18 protein-coding genes are annotated in these 18148 nt (G+C 70.8%); 7 read left to right on the top strand and 11 right to left on the bottom strand.

The features are described from left to right. Positions 1 to 154: 154 nt before the first annotated feature. A complete protein-coding gene (locus V5F49_RS11930) occupies positions 155 to 991 on the top strand; it encodes an FG-GAP-like repeat-containing protein (RefSeq protein ID WP_394115593.1) in 837 nt (278 codons plus the stop codon). A gap of 6 nt (positions 992 to 997) precedes the next feature. Here V5F49_RS11930 and V5F49_RS11925 read toward each other — a convergent pair whose 3' ends face one another. The 5 genes from V5F49_RS11925 to V5F49_RS11905 form a co-directional block, all read right to left on the bottom strand. Next, positions 998 to 1174 carry a hypothetical protein gene (locus V5F49_RS11925; RefSeq protein ID WP_394115594.1) on the bottom strand — a complete coding sequence of 59 codons (177 nt, stop codon included), beginning with the start codon at positions 1172 to 1174 and terminating at the stop codon, positions 998 to 1000. 94 nt (positions 1175 to 1268) lie between these two features. Continuing rightward, the gene (locus tag V5F49_RS11920; protein ID WP_394115595.1) at positions 1269 to 2207 is read right to left on the bottom strand and encodes a hypothetical protein; all 939 of its coding nucleotides are present in this window, start codon (positions 2205 to 2207) and stop codon (positions 1269 to 1271) included. A 163-nt stretch (positions 2208 to 2370) separates the two neighbouring features. After that, entirely contained in the window at positions 2371 to 3531 is a 1161-nt protein-coding gene (gene proB, locus V5F49_RS11915; protein WP_394115596.1) for a glutamate 5-kinase, read from the bottom strand. A 185-nt stretch (positions 3532 to 3716) separates the two neighbouring features. Beyond that, a complete protein-coding gene (obgE, locus tag V5F49_RS11910) occupies positions 3717 to 4751 on the bottom strand; it encodes a GTPase ObgE (protein ID WP_394115597.1) in 1035 nt (344 codons plus the stop codon). Between the two features lie 69 nt (positions 4752 to 4820). After that, positions 4821 to 5555, bottom strand: a complete 735-nt coding sequence (locus tag V5F49_RS11905) for a CHAP domain-containing protein (protein WP_394115598.1) — start codon at positions 5553 to 5555, stop codon at positions 4821 to 4823. Positions 5556 to 5861: 306 nt separating this feature from the next. Here V5F49_RS11905 and V5F49_RS11900 point away from each other — a divergent pair, with 306 nt between their 5' ends. From V5F49_RS11900 to pdeM, 3 genes are read left to right on the top strand one after another with little or no spacing between them, the layout of a single operon-like run. Further along, positions 5862 to 8036 (top strand): primosomal protein N', encoded by a 2175-nt coding sequence (locus V5F49_RS11900; protein ID WP_394115599.1) that lies wholly within the window; start codon positions 5862 to 5864, stop codon positions 8034 to 8036. Between the two features lie 2 nt (positions 8037 to 8038). Further along, complete coding sequence (locus V5F49_RS11895; protein WP_394115600.1) at positions 8039 to 8512, top strand: NUDIX hydrolase; 474 nt, start codon at positions 8039 to 8041, stop codon at positions 8510 to 8512. A 51-nt stretch (positions 8513 to 8563) separates the two neighbouring features. After that, on the top strand, positions 8564 to 9271 hold the full coding sequence (gene pdeM, locus V5F49_RS11890) for a ligase-associated DNA damage response endonuclease PdeM (RefSeq protein ID WP_394115601.1): 708 nt from the start codon (positions 8564 to 8566) through the stop codon (positions 9269 to 9271). A gap of 72 nt (positions 9272 to 9343) precedes the next feature. On the opposite strand, the gene V5F49_RS11885 is transcribed toward pdeM, so the two are convergent. The 3 genes from V5F49_RS11885 to V5F49_RS11875 form a co-directional block, all read right to left on the bottom strand. After that, on the bottom strand, positions 9344 to 9922 hold the full coding sequence (locus V5F49_RS11885) for a Smr/MutS family protein (RefSeq protein WP_394115602.1): 579 nt from the start codon (positions 9920 to 9922) through the stop codon (positions 9344 to 9346). After that, on the bottom strand, positions 9919 to 11133 hold the full coding sequence (mltA, locus tag V5F49_RS11880) for a murein transglycosylase A (RefSeq protein WP_394115603.1): 1215 nt from the start codon (positions 11131 to 11133) through the stop codon (positions 9919 to 9921). The genes V5F49_RS11885 and mltA overlap by 4 nt, the downstream gene beginning before the upstream one ends. A gap of 86 nt (positions 11134 to 11219) precedes the next feature. Continuing rightward, positions 11220 to 11930 carry a Tim44/TimA family putative adaptor protein gene (locus V5F49_RS11875; protein ID WP_394115875.1) on the bottom strand — a complete coding sequence of 237 codons (711 nt, stop codon included), beginning with the start codon at positions 11928 to 11930 and terminating at the stop codon, positions 11220 to 11222. 366 nt (positions 11931 to 12296) lie between these two features. Between V5F49_RS11875 and V5F49_RS11870 the strand changes: the two genes are divergently transcribed. Then, positions 12297 to 13238, top strand: a complete 942-nt coding sequence (locus V5F49_RS11870) for a glucokinase (RefSeq protein ID WP_394115604.1) — start codon at positions 12297 to 12299, stop codon at positions 13236 to 13238. A 39-nt stretch (positions 13239 to 13277) separates the two neighbouring features. Here V5F49_RS11870 and V5F49_RS11865 read toward each other — a convergent pair whose 3' ends face one another. After that, positions 13278 to 14141, bottom strand: a complete 864-nt coding sequence (locus V5F49_RS11865) for a LysR family transcriptional regulator (protein ID WP_394115605.1) — start codon at positions 14139 to 14141, stop codon at positions 13278 to 13280. Positions 14142 to 14238: 97 nt separating this feature from the next. Between V5F49_RS11865 and V5F49_RS11860 the strand changes: the two genes are divergently transcribed. Further along, on the top strand, positions 14239 to 15165 hold the full coding sequence (locus tag V5F49_RS11860) for a DMT family transporter (RefSeq protein ID WP_394115606.1): 927 nt from the start codon (positions 14239 to 14241) through the stop codon (positions 15163 to 15165). A 6-nt stretch (positions 15166 to 15171) separates the two neighbouring features. Here the strand turns inward: V5F49_RS11860 and V5F49_RS11855 are convergent, their stop codons facing one another. After that, positions 15172 to 15990, bottom strand: coding sequence for a hypothetical protein (locus V5F49_RS11855; RefSeq protein ID WP_394115607.1), 819 nt, complete (start codon positions 15988 to 15990; stop codon positions 15172 to 15174). Positions 15991 to 16288: 298 nt separating this feature from the next. Between V5F49_RS11855 and V5F49_RS11850 the strand changes: the two genes are divergently transcribed. Then, on the top strand, positions 16289 to 17077 hold the full coding sequence (locus tag V5F49_RS11850) for a Bax inhibitor-1/YccA family protein (RefSeq protein ID WP_394115608.1): 789 nt from the start codon (positions 16289 to 16291) through the stop codon (positions 17075 to 17077). Positions 17078 to 17305: 228 nt separating this feature from the next. Here V5F49_RS11850 and V5F49_RS11845 read toward each other — a convergent pair whose 3' ends face one another. Further along, a complete protein-coding gene (locus V5F49_RS11845) occupies positions 17306 to 18058 on the bottom strand; it encodes an SDR family oxidoreductase (RefSeq protein ID WP_394115609.1) in 753 nt (250 codons plus the stop codon). Positions 18059 to 18148 lie beyond the last annotated feature (90 nt).

The following is an 18148-nucleotide window of genomic DNA, read 5'->3' as shown; positions in this document are numbered from 1 at the left end:
AAGCGCGCTTTGGTGCGTCTTCGCCATTGGAACGGGACGGAAACCGGCGCCCGCCAGCCGGCACCTCTCGGAAAATTCACCGCCGGAGCCGTGTGGATTGGAGAGCGGCCGCGCTAGGCTGCGCCCATCCCCGCCCACCCCCGCAAGGTCCCCCATGCGCACCGCCGGCCTGCTGCTGTTCACCTGCCTGTCGCTCGCCCCCTGCCTCGCGCCCGGCGCCGCCGCGGCCGACGACGGCCCCCTGCCCCACGCCCGCGCCGGCCGCAGCTCCGGCACCATGAGCGAGGCGAGGCTGGTCGGTCCCACGGACCGGTACCGGCACTTCGTGCTCGGCGCGACGGTGGAGGCCTCCGGTATCGAGGTGCGCATGCGCGACGGGCGGGTGCTCACCCTCACCCTGCCGCCCGACCAGGTGTTCGAGGATCGCCGCCCCCGCATCGTCGATCTCGACGGCGACGGGCGGGACGAGGTGGTGCTGGTGCGCTCCTCCACCATGACCGGCTCGTCCATCGTGGTGGTGGGAGAGCGCGAGGGCGGCCTCGCCATCATCGCCCGCGGCCCGGAGACCGGCGCGCCGCAGCGCTGGCTGAACCCGGCCGGCATCGCCGACTTCGACGGCGACGGCCATCTCGACATCGCCTACGTGCAGCAGCCCCACGCTGTCGGGCAGCTCCGCGTGCTGACGTTGCGCAACGGCGCGCTGGTGGAGATCGCCCGGACCGGCAACGCCTCCAACCATGTGGCCGGCTCGTTCCAGATGGGCCTTGCCGCCGTGGCGGACTTCGACGGCGACGGCATCGCCGACCTGGCGGTGCCGAGCTTCGACAGGAAGGCCCTGCGCTTCCTGTCGTTCAAGGGCGGGGTGCACGAGATCGCCGCACGGCCGCTGCCGGCGGCGGCAGTGGGCGACTTCGCCCTCGTCACCGGCGCCCGCCCGCCCGCGGTGGACGTGGCGCTCGCCGGCGGACGGCACGAGACGGTGGCGCCCTGACCCGGCTCAGTCGGCGGCGGTGCGCGCCAGAGTCGTCGCGTCAGGCGCGGTTGGCACCCGGGTACGGGAGGCGGCTCGGGCGCGCTTGCCCATGGCCAGCATCACCGCCGCCAGCTCCGCCGGCGGCACGGTCCGCACCGCAGTGGCGGCAGCTTCGGTGCGGGCGGCGGAGGCCGGGGACATGGCAGGGCTCTCACAACAGGAAATGCAATTCCGTCATTTAAGGACGGGCGCCTTGATTGACAGTCCGTGCGTGAGACAGGCAGGCGCGTGCACTTCACACCATGGGCGGCAAATAGGGATCAGGCTCATCGAGAACCGGCAGCAACCGGCCGTACACAACAGATAGAAAGGCGCAGTAGACGACGATCTCGAATGTGGAAATTGCGCTGTAGAGAATTGATACCAGCGCCTGAACGACTGAAGGCATGACCGGCAGCGCCTCCATCGCCGCTGGAAAATGAGCGGAAAACGGCGGCCACCCGGAGGCGTAGAGGAACATCACCGGCAAGGTGACGAAGATCAGCGGCAGTAGAAATATGATCCAGACGATTACATTCGCCCCCACGAGGCGCCACGTGTTGCCCCGCCCCATCCGCTGAACCTCGGCCCAAGGCAGAACCTGCCCCAGCGCCCGCCCCGGCAGGCGGAGCTCCAGCCGGGCCTGGATCGCAGCCATGGCAAGCCAGAATGCACCCATGGCTGCGACGGCGAATAACCCGTCCGGAAGTCGCAGCGCACTGGCCACCGCGCCAAAAAGCATGATGCCGATCATGATCAGCACCACCGCGAGGAAGGTGACGACTATAATTCTCAACACATCGAGCAAGTAGCCGAGGATCCGCCCCGGCCCCCTGCCCAATGTCTCGGCATCAAGACCCGCCCGGCCCCGCAAAACTTCATTGTGCGAGATAAGGGCCAGCACGATCAGCGGCACCGCGATCAAGAGGATGAAAGCGAATGTCAGGGCGATGCCCAGCACAATCAACCAAGCCGGAGGCGACGGGATCGCGCCCATCGGAGCCGCGATTGCTGCCGGCCGCACAACATTCCAGAGATCAAACCGAAGCTGCGACGCCGTCCATGGGCCACCCAGAACCCACCCTGCCAGTACATAGACCGCCATCAGCCGCCAATGCCTCCGGCAAATCACGATGCTCCATTCGAAGGCAAGCCTGACCGATCCCCAAACGGGAAGCTTCACCCGTTCGCTCATGTCTCCGCCCCCGGCGAGGGCATGGTGGAGCATGTGCCGGCCCGCCCCACAACCGCCACGACCACAACCGCTACGCAACAGCCTGCAACCTGTCGAGTACAACCGATGCGGCAGTTTGGCCGATCACGCAGCGGAAGATGGAGAACACCAGATTGGAGCTTCCTCACTCCACCCCGAGCGCCAGGTCGTCGCGGTGGACCATCTCGGAGCGGCCCTTCATGCCCAGCATGGCCTCGATGTCCGGGGTGGAGCGGCCCATGATGCGGGCGGCGTGGGTGGAATCGTAGGCGACGAGGCCTCGGCCCACCTCCGCCCCGTCCGGGCCACGCAAGACCACGGCGTCGCCGCGGTCGAACGTGCCTTCCATGCGCTTCACCCCGGCCGGCAGCAGGCTCGCGCCCCGGCGCAGCGCCGCCACCGCGCCCTCGTCGAGGTGCAGGGTGCCGCGCGGCTCCAGCGCCCCGGCGATCCAGCTCTTGCGGGCGCGCACCGGATTGGCGGAGGTGAGGAACCAGGTGCAGCGCCCGCCTTCCATGATCCGGCGCAGCGGGTTCTTCACGTGGCCGGAGGCGATGACCATGTGGGTGCCGGCCGAGGTGGCGATCTTGCCGGCCTCGATCTTGGTGCGCATGCCCCCGCGTGACAGCTCCGAGCCGGCATCGCCCGCAATCGCCTCGATCTCGGCGCCGATGCGCGGCACCACGGGGATCAGGGTCGCGTCGGGGTCCTGCGCCGGCGGGGCGGTATAGAGCCCGTCGATGTCGGAGAGCAGCACCAGAAGGTCCGCGCTGGCCATGGTGGCGACGCGCGCCGCGAGGCGGTCGTTGTCGCCGTAGCGGATCTCGGTGGTGGCCACCGTGTCGTTCTCGTTGATGATGGGAACCGAGCGCAGCTCCATCAGACGGCCCAGCGTCGAGCGCGCATTGAGGTAGCGGCGGCGCTCCTCGGTGTCGCCCAGCGTCAGCAGCACCTGCCCGGCGGTGATGCCGTAGTGGCCGAGGATCTCGGCCCAGGTGCGCGACAAGGCGATCTGCCCCACGGCGGCGGCGGCCTGGCTGTCCTCCAGCTTCAGCGCCCCGGAGGGCAGGCCGAGCACGGTGCGCCCGAGCGCGATGGCGCCGGAGGAGACCACCAGCACCTCGCAGCCGCGCGCATGCAGCGCCGCGATGTCCTCCACCAGCGAGGTGAGCCAGGCGAGCCGCACCCGCCCGCCGGCCCGATCCACCAGCAGGGCGGAGCCCACCTTGATGACGATGCGGCGGAAATCGGCGAAGGCGGGCGCTACGGGCGCCGGAGCGTCGGGGGAAGACTCGAAGGAAGCCATGGAAGCCAGAACCGCAGGGCGCACGGGCGCTGGGCCGCGCCGGTGCGGGGGACATCATCCCCCGAAGGGGACGGGCGCGTCATGCGCTCCGGCCACGGCATAGGCCATCGGGTCGCCGCTGTTCAAGCCCGCCGGCGCGGGCCTCTCATGCGCTGACGCCGGACGGGACCGTCGCAACGGCGCCCTCAGGGCCGCCAGGCGTCGCGCGGGGCCTCGTCCTTCTCGATGCCGCGTGCGTCCTCGACCACCGCGAGGAGGGCGCGCAGCGCCTCCTGCACGCCCTGGCCCGAGGAGGCCGAGAGCAGCAGCGGCTTCTTCTTCGCCGCCCGCTGCAGGCGCTCCTTCTGCTGCTTCAGCAGCTCGGGGGAGAGCGCATCGACCTTGGAAAGCGCCACGATCTCCGGCTTCTCGTCGAGCCCGTTGCCATAGGCGGCGAGCTCGGCCCGCACGGTCTTGTAGGCCTTGCCGGCGTGCTCGGAGGTGCCGTCCACCAGATGCAGGAGCGCCCGGCAGCGTTCCACGTGACCAAGGAAGCGGTCGCCGATGCCGACCCCTTCGTGCGCGCCCTCGATCAGGCCGGGGATGTCGGCCAGCACGAACTCGCGCCCGTCCACCCGCACCACGCCGAGGCCGGGGTGGAGCGTGGTGAAAGGATAATCGGCGATCTTCGGCTTGGCCGCCGTGGTGGCGGCGAGGAAGGTGGACTTGCCGGCATTGGGCAGGCCCACGAGACCTGCGTCGGCGATCAGCTTCAGGCGCAGCCAGATCCACCGCTCCTGGCCCTCGAGGCCGGGATTGGCGCGGCGGGGGGCCTGATTGGTGGAGGTCTTGAACTGGGCGTTGCCGAAGCCGCCGTTGCCGCCCTCCAGCAGCCGGATGCGCTGGCCCACCTCGGTGAGGTCGGCGAGGATGGTCTCCTCGTCCTCGTCGAGGATCTGGGTGCCGGCGGGCACCTTCAGCACCACGTCGGAGCCCTTGGCGCCGGTGCGGTTGGCGCCCTTGCCGTGGTCGCCCTTCTTGGCCTTGAAATGCTGCTGGTAGCGATAGTCGATGAGCGTGTTCAGGCCGTCCACGCATTCGATCCACACGTCGCCGCCGCGCCCGCCGTCCCCGCCGTCGGGGCCGCCGAACTCGATGAACTTCTCGCGCCGGAACGAGACGCACCCCGCCCCGCCATCACCGGAGCGCACATAGACCTTGGCTTGATCGAGGAATTTCATGGGTTCGAGGTAGAGAGCCTTCGCGCACAAAGCAAGGGCGTTGCGGCATGCGGAAGGTTTCCGCCCATTTCAGGGGGCGCGGCCGAACCCGAGCAGTTTGTCTATGCGGCCGAGAACGTAATAGAAGGCCGACACCTTGGAGGGGTAGGGGCCACCATTGCCCTCGATCGTATGCACGAGGCCGTCCTCATAGGCCGAGACGATCCCGATATGTCCGAGCCAGCCCTCTCGTGCGCCGCGCCACCACACGATGATGTCGCCGGGCGCGGGCGGGGTGATGACGCTGGCCTGAAAATCCCACCCCTTCCGCTTGAAGCGCTTCAGAACCTCGCGCGCGCCCGCCGTGGGCTCAAACGGCATGGCGCCGGGATTTCCCTCGGCGAAGCAATAGCTGATGAAGGACGCGCACCAGCTGTCGCCCGCCGACGCGCCGGTGACGGCGTGATACTTCATCACGTCCGGCCCTGCATTGTCGGCACCCTTCTCGCCGGCGCCCGCCGCGAGTTCGCGCCGCGCGATGGCGAGCGCGTTCCAACCTGTCGCGGAGCTTCCTGCCGGCCGTGCGCCCGCTGACGGGGACTTTTTCGATGACCGGCGTCCGCGGGCGACGTCGAGGGCCCAGCGCGTCAGCGGACCGACCTGCCCATCCACCACCAGCGGCAGCTGATCGGGACCCACATATTGCGACTGGAAGGCCTTCACGGCGGCCTCCATGTCGCCGTTGAAATTCTCCCCGATGGCGCCCGTGTAGAAGCCGAGCGCGGAGAGATCCTGGGCAAGCTGCGCGACGTCTTGGTGGATCATTCCCCGTTTCAGCAGCATGGATGCGTCCCCCTTTTCGCGGCCAGGCATTGCCGCGTGGACAGGCGTCGGCGCTGTTGCATCCGGGCTCGGCCCGGAGCCGGATGGAGGCCGGAAACACTCTTAAAGAGAGTATTTAAATATTTATCTCTCTTAAGTTGTATTTCGGTCAAGCCCAATCTCGGGCCTGGAACATCCGGCCCCATCCACGGACTGCGCGACCGGAAAGACTGAGACCTAGCCCCTCGTTCCGGTGCGAACCGCGGTTCCGGCTTTGACCTTTCTCGCGCGCCGGACCAAAAGAGGAACATGAGCCCGCGCACCGTCGACGTCCTGCTCCCCCTCGGCCTCGACGCCGCCTATTCCTACCTCCTGCCCGACGGGATGGAGGTGGCCCCGGGCGATCTGGTGCACGTGCCGCTCGGCACGAAGAGCGTCATCGGCGTCGTCTGGCCGCGCCATGGCGCCGGGCGGCCTGTGGATGCGGCCAAGCTGAAGCCGGTGAAGGCGAAGCTCGACTACGCCCCCCTGCCGCACGATCTCCTGCGCCTCATCGACTGGATGGCCGACTACACCCTCGCGCCCCGCGGCATGGTGCTGCGCATGGCGCTCCGCCATGGGGAAAGCCCCGGCGTGGCGCGCGAGCGGGTGGGAGTGCGCCTTGCCGGCAGCGCGCCGCAACGCATGACGGCAGCGCGCGCCCGGCTCATGGAGCTGCTCGCCGACGGCTTCGTGCGCGGCAAGACCGAGGCGGCGCGCGAGGCCGGCGTCTCCCCGTCGGTGGTGGACGGGCTGGTGGACGACGGCACGCTGGAGGCCGTGGTGCTGCCGCCCGAGCCCGCCGCCTACCCGCCCGATCCCGGCCACGCCACCCCCACCCTCTCCGAACCGCAGCAAGCCGCCGCCGATGCCCTGCGCGAGGCGGTGGAGGCGCGCGCCTTCTCCACCTTCCTGCTGGATGGCGTCACAGGCTCCGGCAAGACGGAGGTGTATTTCGAGGCGGTGGCGGCGGCGATCCGCGCCGGGCGGCAGGCGCTGATCCTGCTCCCCGAGATCGCCCTCACCCAGGCCTTCCTCGACCGCTTCACCACACGCTTCGGGGTGAAGCCGGCGGAATGGCACTCCGGCGTCTCCAGCCGCCGGCGGGCGAAGGTGCTGAACGAGGTGGCCTCCGGCAAGGTGCAGGTGGTGGCGGGGGCGCGCTCGGCCCTGTTCCTGCCGTTCCGCGACCTCGGCCTCATCATCGTCGATGAGGAGCACGACCCCGCCTACAAGCAGGACGACGGCGTCTGCTATCACGCCCGCGACATGGCGGTGGTGCGGGCGCGGCTCGCCGGGGCGCCCATCGTGCTCGCCTCCGCCACCCCCTCCATCGAGACCGAGGTGAACGCCCGGCGCGGCCGCTATCGCCGCCTCGCCCTGCCGGTGCGCTTCGGCGGCGCCAAGGTGCCGGGCCTCGCCCCCATCGATCTGCGCAAGGAAGGCCCGCCCCGCGGCCGCTGGATCGCGCCGCGTCTCGAAGCCGAGATCGCCGACACGCTGGAGGCGGGCGGGCAGGCGCTCCTGTTCCTCAACCGGCGGGGCTATGCGCCGCTCACCCTGTGCCGCTCCTGCGGCCACCGCATGCGGTGCCCCTCCTGCACCGCATGGCTGGTGGAGCACCGCTACCGCCGCCGCCTCACCTGCCACCATTGCGGCTATCAGGCCCCGGTGCCGGAGGAATGCCCTGCCTGCCACGCCAAGGACAGCCTCGTCCCCGTCGGACCGGGCGTCGAGCGGCTGCAGGAAGAGGTGCAGGCGCTGTTCCCGGCGGCGCGCTCCCTCGTCCTGTCCTCGGACCTGCTCGGCGGGGTGGAGCGCATGCGGGCCGAGCTCGACGCCGTGGCCAAGGGCGAGGTGGACGTGGTGGTGGGCACCCAGCTGGTGGCCAAGGGCCACAATTTCCCCGGCCTCGCGCTGGTGGGCGTGGTGGACGCGGACGTGGGCCTCGGCCAGGGCGACCCGCGCGCCGCCGAGCGTACCTTCCAGCTGGTGCACCAGGTGGCGGGGCGCGCCGGGCGCGGCAAGACCGAGGGGCGCGGCTTCATCCAGACCCACATGCCCGAGCATCCGGTGATGCGCGCGCTCGTCACCGGCGACCGCGACGCCTTCTACGACGTGGAGATCGCCGCCCGCGAGGACGCGCGCCTGCCGCCGTTCGGGCGCATGGCGGGGCTCATCGTCTCGGCCAGCGAGGGCCATGCGGCGGAAGCCCATGCCCGACGGCTCGCCGCGTCCGCGCCGCCATCGCCCGAGGTGCGGGTGCTCGGCCCCGCCGAGGCGCCTCTCGCCGTGCTGCGCGGCCGGCATCGCTGGCGCCTGCTGGCGCGCGCGCCCCGCGCCTTCGACCTGTCGCGCTATCTGAGGGAATGGCGCGCGGTGGCGCCCAAGGCGACAGGCAACATCAAGGTCACCATCGACGTGGACCCGCAGAGCTTCCTGTGAGCATGGACACACCCGTCACCGACCGCCCCGCCGCCCGCCTTCTGGTGCTGGACGGGGAGGACCGGCTGTTGCTGTTCAACTTCATCCACCGTACCGGCGCGCTGGCGGGCGACAGCTATTGGGCGCCGCCCGGCGGCGGGCTGGAGCCCGGAGAGAGCTTCGAGGCCGCCGCCTGCCGCGAGCTGTTCGAGGAGACCGGCATCGCCATCGCCCATCCGGGACCGCAGATCGCCCGGCGGGAGGTGGTGTTCCGCATGCCGAACGGAGGCATGGTGCGTTCGGACGAGCGCTATTTCCTCATCCGCGTCGCCCGGCCGGAGCTTTCCACCGACGGCTGGTCCGCGCTGGAACGATCGACGCTCGCCGGCCACGACTGGTGGACGTTCGCCGCCCTCGTCCGCTTCACGGGGCGGGCCTGGCCGCAGGACATGGCGCAGATGCTGGCGCAGGCCGGCGTCTGGCCTGCCGGTGCGTGAGCCGCAACCTCCGCCTTGCCCCGCCCACCGCTTCAGGCACAATCCGCCGCCATGCTCGCCCGTGCCGAATCAGCTGCTCCCGTCCGCACCACCGTCGCCCTTGCCGGCGCGGAGCTGGAGCTCGACCCCTCCGGGGCGCTGCTGTGGCCGCGCGAGCGGATGATGGTGGTGGCGGACCTGCATCTGGAGAAGGGCTCCGCCTTCGCCCGGCGCGGCCAGATGCTGCCGCCCTACGACACGCTCGACACCCTGCGCCGGCTGGCGGCGGCCGTTGCGTTCCATCAGCCGCGCATCGTGGTGGCGCTGGGCGACAGCCTGCACGACCGCTGGGCCGGCGAGCGCATGGCCGATCCCCTGCGCGACGAGGTGCGGCGCATCCAGGCCGGACGCACCTTCGTGTGGATCGCCGGCAATCACGATCCCCTGCCGCACGATCTCGGCGGCGAGGGCACGGCCGAGCTGGCGGTGGGGCCGCTGCGGTTCCGCCACGAGCCGCAGGAAGGCCCCGTCTCCGGGGAAATCTGCGGCCACCTGCACCCCGCTGCCCGGGTTGCTGTCCGCGGACGCGCGGTGAGGCGCAGGTGCTTCGTCACAGACGGCAATCGCATGGTGCTGCCGGCCTTCGGCGCCTATGCGGGCGGCCTCAGCGTGCGTGACCCGGCCATCGCCGGCCTGTTCCCCCGGCGCGGCTTCCGCGTCCATTTGCTGGGCGCGGACCGCACCTACGAGCTGCCCGCCAGCGCCTGCCACCCGATCTGAGCGGGTCGTCGTCCCGGCACCTCCAACCCCATCCCCGCTGGCGAAGCGGGCCACACGCCGGCGGCGCATCCGTTACCTGCGGCGGCGGATGCGCACATAAAGCGCGCCCTCCCCGCCGTGGCGGCGGCCGGCGGATTCGAAACCCAGCACCACCGCGCGCAGGTCCGGCTCGGCGAGCCACAACGGCACCGCCCGGCGCAGCACGCCTCGGCCTTCGCCGAACGCCGGGCCATGGCTGCCAAGCCGCTCCGGGTCGCCCTTGCCGGTGATGACCAGCACCACCCCGTGCCCGCTCGCCTGCGCATCGAAAAGGAACATGCGCAGCCGGCGGTGGGCCGCAGCCTGGGTGAGGCCGTGGAGGTCTAGCCGCGCGTCCACCTCCGCGCCGCGCACCAGCCGGCGCCGCGCCTTCGGCTCCAGCCCGGCGAGCGGGGGCGCAAGCGGTGCGGCGGGAACGGCGGCAGCCTTGCGGCCGGCAGCGGATGGCGCGGCGGCAGCGGAAGCGGCAACGGGCGCCGGAGGAGGCTCCGGCGTGGGCGCGGGCGGCGGCTCGACGGCCTCGGGGCGCAGCGGCATCACCGAGCGGACCACATGGTGCCACAGCGCCCGCTCCTCGGCGGAAAGCTGGCGCCGGCGACCGCGCCGGTTCATGGCACGCGGTCTCCTGCCCCGACCGGGGCGAAGCGCGGCACCAGCAGCGTGAAGCGGCCCGGATGGCGGATGCGCCCGGCCACCTCGCCCGCTTCCCGGCCGGTGCCGAAATAGATGTCCGCCCGCGCCGGCCCAACGATGGCGGACCCGGTATCCTGCGCGATCACGAGGCGACGGAAGGGCTCGGCGCCGCCGGGGGTGGAGAGCGGCAGGTCCGCCTCCACGAACACCGGCGCGCCATAGGTGTGCAGCGTCCGGTCCACGGCGATGGAGCGCCCGGCCGTCAGCGGCACCCCCTGCGCGCCCATGGCACCGGCGTCGGCGCCCAGCTCCAGCGCCTTGAAGAACACATAGGAGCGGTTCTCCCGCCTCAGCGCCCGGCCGGCGGCGGGGTCCGCCTCCATGAAGGCGCGGATGCGGGCCATGGACATCTCCTCGCGCGGCACCAGCCCGCGCTGGATGAGGAGCCGGCCGACCGGGAGATAAGGATGGCCGTTGTAGCCGTCATAGTTGAGCCGCAGCACCCGCCCGTCCGGCAGGCGCACGCGGGCCGAACCCTGGATCTGCATGAAGAACAGGTCGATGGGATCGCGCAGCCACACCACTTCAAGCCCGCGGCCGGCGAGCGCGCCATCCTCGATGGCGGCGCGGTCATGATAGGGCACGAGGCCGTCGGCGGGGCGCCGCAGGGCGCCGCCGGAATTGGGCGCCGGCCCCGCCCCCTGCATCAGCAGATCGTCCGGCCGGCGATAGACCGGTACGTCGAACCCGTTGCCGGGGCCGAGCGCCCCCGCCACCTCGGGCTCGTAATAGCCGGTGTAGAAGGCGGCGCCGCTGCCGCCGGGCACGACGCGGAACGGCCGGAACGCGACCTCGAAGAACAGGCGGGCCACCGTGTCCGACGGCTTCGCCGTGCCGAGGCGTCGCGCAAGGGCGCAGGCCCGGACCAGCCCGGCCTTCAGCGTGGGCGCGGAGGCGGGACCGATCTCGGCCGGCGGCACGGCGAAGGCCGCGCAGCTGGCGAGGAAGGTGGCGAAGGCCGCGGCGTGGTCGTCCTGCGCCCAGCCGTCGAGGTCGGCATAGGACTGGGGCAGCAGGGTCGCCCCGGGGATGTCGGGAGGGGGCACGGGGACCAGGGCGGCACCTCCTGCGGCCGCGGGCGTGCCGGCGAAGGCGGGACCCGAGGGCGCGAGGGCAAGGGGCATCAGCATGCCGAGCCCGCTCGCCACAAGGAGCGCGCGTCCCCGCGCCCTGATCCGGTCTGTCCAGCGGGCGCGGGGCGCAGACATGGCCGGCCTCACTGCGCGGCTTCGGTCGCCACCAGCTTCCAGTTGGGATCGCGCGTCCCGAGCTCGCGGGCGAAGGTCCACACGTCGGTCACGTCGGCCACCGTGTCGGGGCTGCCGTCCACCACCGCGCCGTCGGGGCCGTGGGTGACGGAGATGAGCTTGGACACGAAGCGCACCGTGAGCTGGGCGGTGCGCCCGCGCACGGTCACGTCCTCAAGGTCGGCCTGCTCGATGGAGACGAAGCGCGATTCCATCGTCTCGCGCCGGCTCTCCCGGTCGGCGATGGCGGCGGCGAAGCTGTCGTAGACGTCCTTGGCAAGGAGGTCCTTCAGGGTGCGGCGATCCCCCGCGGCGAAGGCGGTCACGATCATCTCGTAGGCCGAGCGGGCGCCGGTGAGGAAGTGCCGGGCGTCGAAATCCGGCTCGACGCGGGCGATCTCGTCCAGAGCGGCCGCGGCGGGCGAGCCCTCGGCGGCGACGCCCTGCCAGCGGAAGGCCGGGGGCTCGTCATTGTCAGCCGGCGCAGGCACGGCCGGGCCCGGCGTGCGCTCGGGCAGGTTCACCACCTTGTCGGAGCCGGGCTGCGGCGGGCGCGCGGTATCGCGGGAATAGGGATCGTAAGGCGGACGCTCGCGCCCCGTCCTCTGCCCCAGCACGCTGCGCAGCCGCACGAAAATGAAGACCGCGAGGGCCAGGAAGATGATCGTGTAGATGTCCAGCACTGCGCTTCGCCATGCCTTTCGGGCGCCACGGCATGCCGTGGCACTCTGTTGCCCCTGTCCGGTCTTCCGCGAGGGCAGCTACCGGACCCGACGTTCCTTATGTACGTCGAAGCGGCGATCCCGCCAGCCCCCGCGCCGCCGCAACCCACATTTTCACCGGAAGCTTACGGCAGCCGGCAGCCGCGCGCCACCGGGCGGGCCGACACATCTTCGCGGCCGGAGGCTGCGCGGGGGAACCTGCGGGCGCCTGCGGCACTTGGCATTCAGGCGCGGGCGTCGCTTTGGCGCTGCAGCGCGGCCCGCGCTTGCGTCCGGTTCACGACTGGCGCAGTAGAGTCACCCCACCTTCCACGGGAATCAGACATGGCTCCCACCGTACTTCTCGCGGACATCGGCGGAACCACGACACGCATCGCCCGCGCCGGCGTCGACGGCGTTCCGTTCGACATCCGGCTCGAGGCCAACGATTCCTACGGCTCGATCGAGGACCTGCTGCGCACCTATCTGGCGTCGGTGAGCGGGGAGGCGCCGCGCTGCGCCGCCCTGGCCGTGGCCGGCCCCATCGATGGCGACGACGTGCGCCTGACCAACCGCGACTGGCGCTTTTCCACCGCCGCGCTGGCGCGGGAATTGTCTTTCGAGCACCTGTGCGTGCTCAACGATTTCGAGGCATTCGCCCACGGCCTGCCGCTGCTGACCCGCGACGACCTGCTCGAAGTGGGCACCGGCCGGGCGGTTCCGGGCGCGCCCATGCTGCTCAGCGGACCCGGCACCGGGCTCGGCACCGCCTTCATCATTCCGCGCGAGGCCGGCTACGAGGTGCTGCCGAGCGAGGCCGGGCACATGCGCCTCGGCGCCGTCACCACCGACGAGGCCCGCATCGTCGCCCATCTGGTGCGCGATCTGGGACCGGTCACGGTGGAGCATGTGCTGTCCGGACCGGGACTGGTGCGGCTGCACCGCATCCTGTCGGGCGAGCAGTTGTCGTCCCATGCCATCATCAAGGCCGCCCTCGACGGCCAGCGGATGGAGAAGGAGAGCTGCCACGTTTTCCTGCGCCTGCTCGGCCGGGTGCTGGGCGATCTCGCCCTCGCGTTCGACGCCAAGGGCGGCGTGTTCGTGGGCGGCGGCGTGGGCCGGGCCATGGCCCGGCTGTTCGCCGAAAGCCCGTTCCGCGCCGCGTTCGAGGAGCACCCGCCCTACCATGACCGGCTCGGGCTCATCCCCATCCATGTGGTGATGCACGCCACCCCCGGCCTCATCGGCATCGGCGAGATCGGCCGGCGCCTGCTGGTGGACGGCTGATCGCTCCGGCCACGGGGCACCGCGTGCCGCGATGACGCCTCATGCCGCCAGCAGGCGGGAGGCCTCCGCATCGCAGAACCCGGCGATCAGGCCGGCGAGGTCGCGTGTCGCCGCGCAGGCCGGCTCGGCCACCTGCAACGCCAGCTCGGTGGGCGGGATGGCCGGCCAGGCCGCGCCATCGGGCAGCACGCGCAGGCGCGGCGTCACCGCGAGGCTGCTCAGCACCGCGACCCCCAGCCCGCCGGCAAGCGCCGCCTCCACGCCGATCAGGCTGGCGCACTCATAGGCGATGCGCCAGCTGCGGCCGGCCTTCTCCAGCGCGTGGATCGCCCGGCCGCGATAGAGGCAGCCCTGGCGGAACGCCGCGAGCGCCACCATCTCCTCGTCCGGCGTCGTATCGGTTCCAGTCACCCACACGAGGCGCTCGGGCCAGACGGCGGCCGCGGGGCCGGTGCCCGGCTCACGCTTCAGCAGCACCAGATCAAGCTCGCCCCGCGCGAACGCGCCCGAGAGGTCGCAGCTCAGCCCGCACTCCACGGCGAGCCGCACTCCCGGCCGGGCGCGGGCGAAGCCGGCGATCACCGAGGTGAGCGCCGACAGCGCGAAATCGTCCGGAATTCCGAGCCGCACCATCCGCGCCGCCGTGGTGCCGGCCAGCGCGGCCTGTGCCTCGGCGCCGAGGGCCAGGATGCGGCGGGCATAGCCCAGCAGCCGCTCACCCTCCACGGTCGGCCGGACACCGCGGGCGTCGCGCAGCAGCAGGCGATGGCCCAGCTGGTCCTCCAGCCGCCGCACCTGCTGGCTCACGGTGGACTGGGTCCGGTGGACGCGCTCTCCCGCCCGGGTGAAGCCACCCGCATCCACCACGCTGACGAACGCCCTGAGCAGGTCCATGTCGAGCATCGCCCGGCTCCCATCTGTTTTGTGAATATCGAACATCCAAACATTCAATTTTTCAATGGCGCAAATTCATGGTCCCTGTGAGGCAAGGAGAAAGTCCATGCCCGCCACCCCTGCCCCGCCCGTTCCGATCGCCGGCGCCCAGCGCCTCGACGCGCTGCCGGTGCTGATCGCCCTGTTCTGCCTCATCTGGAGCTCGGCCTTCGCCGTGGCCAAGGTGGCGCTGGCCGATTGCCCGCCCTTGCTGCTGCTGGGCACCCGCTTCCTGCTTGCCGGCGCGCTCATGCTGGCGGTGACGGCGGTGGTGCTGCCGCGCGAGCACTTCACGCGGCTGACGCGGCGCGACATCCTCGCCCTCGCGGTCATGGGTGTCCTGAACAATGCCTGCTACCTGGGCCTCGGCTACATGGGCATGACGACCGTGTCGTCGGGCTTCACGGCGGTGCTCATCTCCGCCAATCCGCTGCTGGTGGCGCTGGTGGCGGCGCCGCTGCTGGGGGAACGGCTGGATGCGCGCAAGCTCGCCGGGCTCGTCCTCGGCATGGCCGGCGTCGCCTGGGTGGTGCGCTCGCGCATCTCCTCCGGCCACGAGGACCCGGTAGGCGTCGCCTATGTGGCGGTGGCGCTGGTGACGCTGACGGCCGCCACCCTCATCTTCAAGAAGGTGCGCACCTCCGCCTCGCTGTGGGTCGGCAGCGGCATCCAGTCGCTTTCGGGCGGGCTCGCGCTCATGCCGCTGGCGCTGATGTTCGAATCCACCGCCGACGTGCGTTTCACGCCGTCCCTCATCGCCTCCTTCGTCTACCTGACGCTGGCGGCCTCGGTGGGCGCGTTCAGCCTGTGGTTCTTCATCCTCGGGCGCACCAGCGCCACCCGCGCCAGCGCGCTGCACTTCCTGATGCCGCCGCTGGGGCTGATGTTCGGCTGGCTGCTCCTGGGCGAGCACGTGCCGGTGCTGGACATGCTCGGCATCCTGCCCATCGCCGCGGGCATCCGCCTCGTCACCACGACGCCGCGCCCCGCCTGAGGTGGATCAGAAGCGATAGGCGGCGGTGAGGGTGACGCCGTTTTCCTGCGGAGCGTTGCGGGCATAGACGGTGGAAACGACCGAAAACCCCACCGTCACCGCCGCGTTCCAGTCATAGAGGGCGCCGAGCTGGAGCTTGTAATAGGCGTAGCTGTCGCCGAAATACGGCCCCTCCCCGGCGCCCTCGGAGATCACGTTGAAGGATTGCATCAGCAGCTGCCAGCGCTCCGCCACCCGCACCCCGAGGGTGAGGTCCACGTGCACCTCGTCCGGCGGCGGGCCGAAGCGCATGCGCTGTGCCGCCTGGAGATCGAGGAAGGCGGCCTTGCCGAACAGGGTGAAGGCGTAGCCGGCGAGCAGACGCAGGTCGAGCTCGGCGTCCTCATAGCCCACCGCCGCCGCGCTCTGGGAATTCCCCGTGCCTGAAAAGCGCCCCACCACCTGCGCCGAGACCACCCACGCCTCGTCCCGCCACAGCCGCACCCGGGCGCCGGCATCGGTATAGCCCGGCCCGGAATAGGACGATGGGAACGGCTCGCCCAGGTTCACGGAGAGATACTGCGGCGCCACCAGCAGGGTCAGCCAGTCGGTCGCGCCATATTCGAAGGAGAGCGTCACCTCCACCTTGTCATACGGGCGGCTGGCGTAGAGATCCGAGGAAGGGCCGAACTCGGAGCTGGAAGCGGCGCCATAGCCCTGCAGCAGCACCTGTCCGTGGCCTTCCTCCTGCGTCCAGGCCCCGGCCCGCGCGGGGGTGGACGCCGCGAGGATCGCCACGAGGATCGCCACGGTGGCGCCGGCAAGGTGATACCACGCGCGCCGCAAGTCCTTCCATCGGAACCGGGAAAAGCGCGGCCGCGCTGAAGGTTGCCGCAGCGCAGCAAAACCTCCCCGTCCCGCCGCCGGCACCTGCCACCACGCGCCCATCGCGCCTGATCCCTCGCCCCGGTTGCAATTATATGCAGGTGCGAAGAATGGTCACCACCTGACGTAAAGTGACCTTGCGTAAATTTCATCCGCGCTCGGCTTGCCCGCTCACCGCCAACCCACCATATTGACGCCGGACACGGTGCGTCCGGCTGCGGCCGGAGCGGGTGTCACGCAGTTTCAAAGGGGAACGACGATGTCCGATTATGATCGCAACGTCGCCGGGCGTTTCAACCCGTCGGTGGCACGCTCGCAGGCCGCGATCGACCAGGGCCTCCGGGCGTACATGCTCAGCGTCTACAATTACATGGCGCTGGGCCTCGCCATCACGGGCGCAGCCGCGCTCGGCATCTATCTGCTGTCGGTGACCACCGATCCCGCGTCGGCCGCGGGCCGGGTCGCCGGCGGCATCATGCTGACGCAGTTCGGCTACGCGCTGTTCGTGAGCCCGCTGAAGTGGGTGGTGATGCTCGCGCCTCTGGCGGCGGTCTTCTTCCTGAGCTTCCGCATCGATCGCATGAGCGTATCGGCCGCGCAGATCACCTTCTGGGTGTATGCCGCGCTGGTGGGCGTGTCGCTGTCGACGATCTTCCTCGTGTACACCCACGAGAGCATCGTGCGGGTGTTCTTCATCACCGCGGCCTCCTTCGGCGCGCTGAGCCTCTACGGCTACACCACGCAGAAGGACCTGTCCGGCATGGGCTCCTTCCTGATGATGGGCCTGTTCGGCATCATCATCGCCTCGCTGGTGAACATCTTCCTCGGCTCGTCGATGCTGCAGTTCATCGTCTCCGTGGTGGGCGTTCTGGTGTTCGCGGGCCTCACCGCCTACGACACCCAGCGCATCAAGGAGATGTACTTCGCCGGCGACGACGTGGCCGTGGCGGGAAAGAAGGCCATCATGGGCGCGCTCGCGCTCTACCTGGACTTCATCAACCTGTTCATGATGCTGCTCCAGCTGTTCGGCAACCGCGGCAACGACTGACGCGCACGACCGACCCACTGAACGCGAAGGCCCCGGCATTGCCGGGGCCTTTTTTGCATTCGGTCCGATGCCGGAGCGGGTTGACGCCCGGCGGTGGCCGTCCGATCCCCTTGGGCTCGGCCGCGGCCGGACTGGTCCTGAGTGGGTCAGCCGCTCAGCCACGGCCCAGAGCCTTGGGTGGGTCGGCCGCTCAGCCGCGGCCGGACCGGTCCCAAGTGGGTCGGCCGCTCAGCCGCGGCCGACCAGCGGCATCTTGGTGGCCATCACCGTCATGAACTGCACGTTGGCCTCCAGCGGCAGGCTCGCCATGTAGAGCACGGCGCTCGCCACATGGGCCACGTCCATCACCGGCTCCACCTTGATGGAGCCGTCGGCCTGCGGCACGCCCTGCTTCATCTTCTGCGCCATGGGGGTGTCGGCATTGCCGATGTCGATCTGCCCGCAGGCGATGTCATAGGCGCGCCCGTCCAACGAGGTGGACTTGGTGAGGCCGGTCATGGCGTGCTTGGTGGCGGTGTAGGGCGCCGAGAACGGGCGCGGCGCGGTGGCCGAGATGGAGCCGTTGTTGATGATGCGGCCGCCGCGCGGCGACTGCGCCTTCATCACCCGGAAAGCCTCCTGCGTGCAAAGGAACGGGCCGGTGAGGTTGGTGTCCACCACCTGCTTCCACTGGGCGAAGGTGAGGTCTTCCATGGGCACGGCCGGCGCGCCGGTGCCGGCATTGTTGAACAGCACGTCGAGGCGGCCGAACTTCTCCACCGTGGCGGCGAACAGGGCCCGCACCGAATCCGGATCGGTCACGTCGGTGGGCACGCACAGGGCGTCGTCTCCCGCCTCCGCCGCCGTCTCCTGAAGGGCATCCAGCCGGCGTCCTGCGAGGGCCACGCCATAGCCAGCCTGCACCAGCGCCACGGCCACCGCCCGGCCGACGCCGGAGCCGGCCCCGGTGACGATGGCAACTTTTCTCATCTTGGTGTCCATGGCCTCTCCTCCCGCGCGGCGTCAAGCCGGAGCCGGAGCGGTTTTAAATCGTTTCGCGCCCGCTGGACAACCGGTTTCCACGCGCCCCGG

The organism is Xanthobacter lutulentifluminis (genome assembly GCF_043194675.2).
Lineage (GTDB): Bacteria > Pseudomonadota > Alphaproteobacteria > Rhizobiales > Xanthobacteraceae > Xanthobacter.
The sequence above is the reverse complement of the archived record's forward strand: the minus strand, read 5'-3'. Positions and strand labels throughout refer to the sequence as shown.

Bases quoted from the DNA above. Each gene is read 5' to 3' on its own strand.
- V5F49_RS11930 (WP_394115593.1), top strand. From the start codon at position 155: ATGCGCACCGCCGGCCTGCTGCTGTTCACCTGCCTGTCGCTCGCCCCC.
- V5F49_RS11925 (WP_394115594.1), bottom strand. From the start codon at position 1,174: ATGTCCCCGGCCTCCGCCGCCCGCACCGAAGCTGCCGCCACTGCGGTG.
- V5F49_RS11920 (WP_394115595.1), bottom strand. From the start codon at position 2,207: ATGAGCGAACGGGTGAAGCTTCCCGTTTGGGGATCGGTCAGGCTTGCC.
- proB (WP_394115596.1), bottom strand. From the start codon at position 3,531: ATGGCTTCCTTCGAGTCTTCCCCCGACGCTCCGGCGCCCGTAGCGCCC.
- obgE (WP_394115597.1), bottom strand. From the start codon at position 4,751: ATGAAATTCCTCGATCAAGCCAAGGTCTATGTGCGCTCCGGTGATGGC.
- V5F49_RS11905 (WP_394115598.1), bottom strand. From the start codon at position 5,555: ATGATCCACCAAGACGTCGCGCAGCTTGCCCAGGATCTCTCCGCGCTC.
- V5F49_RS11900 (WP_394115599.1), top strand. From the start codon at position 5,862: ATGAGCCCGCGCACCGTCGACGTCCTGCTCCCCCTCGGCCTCGACGCC.
- V5F49_RS11895 (WP_394115600.1), top strand. From the start codon at position 8,039: ATGGACACACCCGTCACCGACCGCCCCGCCGCCCGCCTTCTGGTGCTG.
- pdeM (WP_394115601.1), top strand. From the start codon at position 8,564: ATGCTCGCCCGTGCCGAATCAGCTGCTCCCGTCCGCACCACCGTCGCC.
- V5F49_RS11885 (WP_394115602.1), bottom strand. From the start codon at position 9,922: ATGAACCGGCGCGGTCGCCGGCGCCAGCTTTCCGCCGAGGAGCGGGCG.
- mltA (WP_394115603.1), bottom strand. From the start codon at position 11,133: ATGCTGATGCCCCTTGCCCTCGCGCCCTCGGGTCCCGCCTTCGCCGGC.
- V5F49_RS11870 (WP_394115604.1), top strand. From the start codon at position 12,297: ATGGCTCCCACCGTACTTCTCGCGGACATCGGCGGAACCACGACACGC.
- V5F49_RS11865 (WP_394115605.1), bottom strand. From the start codon at position 14,141: ATGCTCGACATGGACCTGCTCAGGGCGTTCGTCAGCGTGGTGGATGCG.
- V5F49_RS11860 (WP_394115606.1), top strand. From the start codon at position 14,239: ATGCCCGCCACCCCTGCCCCGCCCGTTCCGATCGCCGGCGCCCAGCGC.
- V5F49_RS11850 (WP_394115608.1), top strand. From the start codon at position 16,289: ATGTCCGATTATGATCGCAACGTCGCCGGGCGTTTCAACCCGTCGGTG.
- V5F49_RS11845 (WP_394115609.1), bottom strand. From the start codon at position 18,058: ATGGACACCAAGATGAGAAAAGTTGCCATCGTCACCGGGGCCGGCTCC.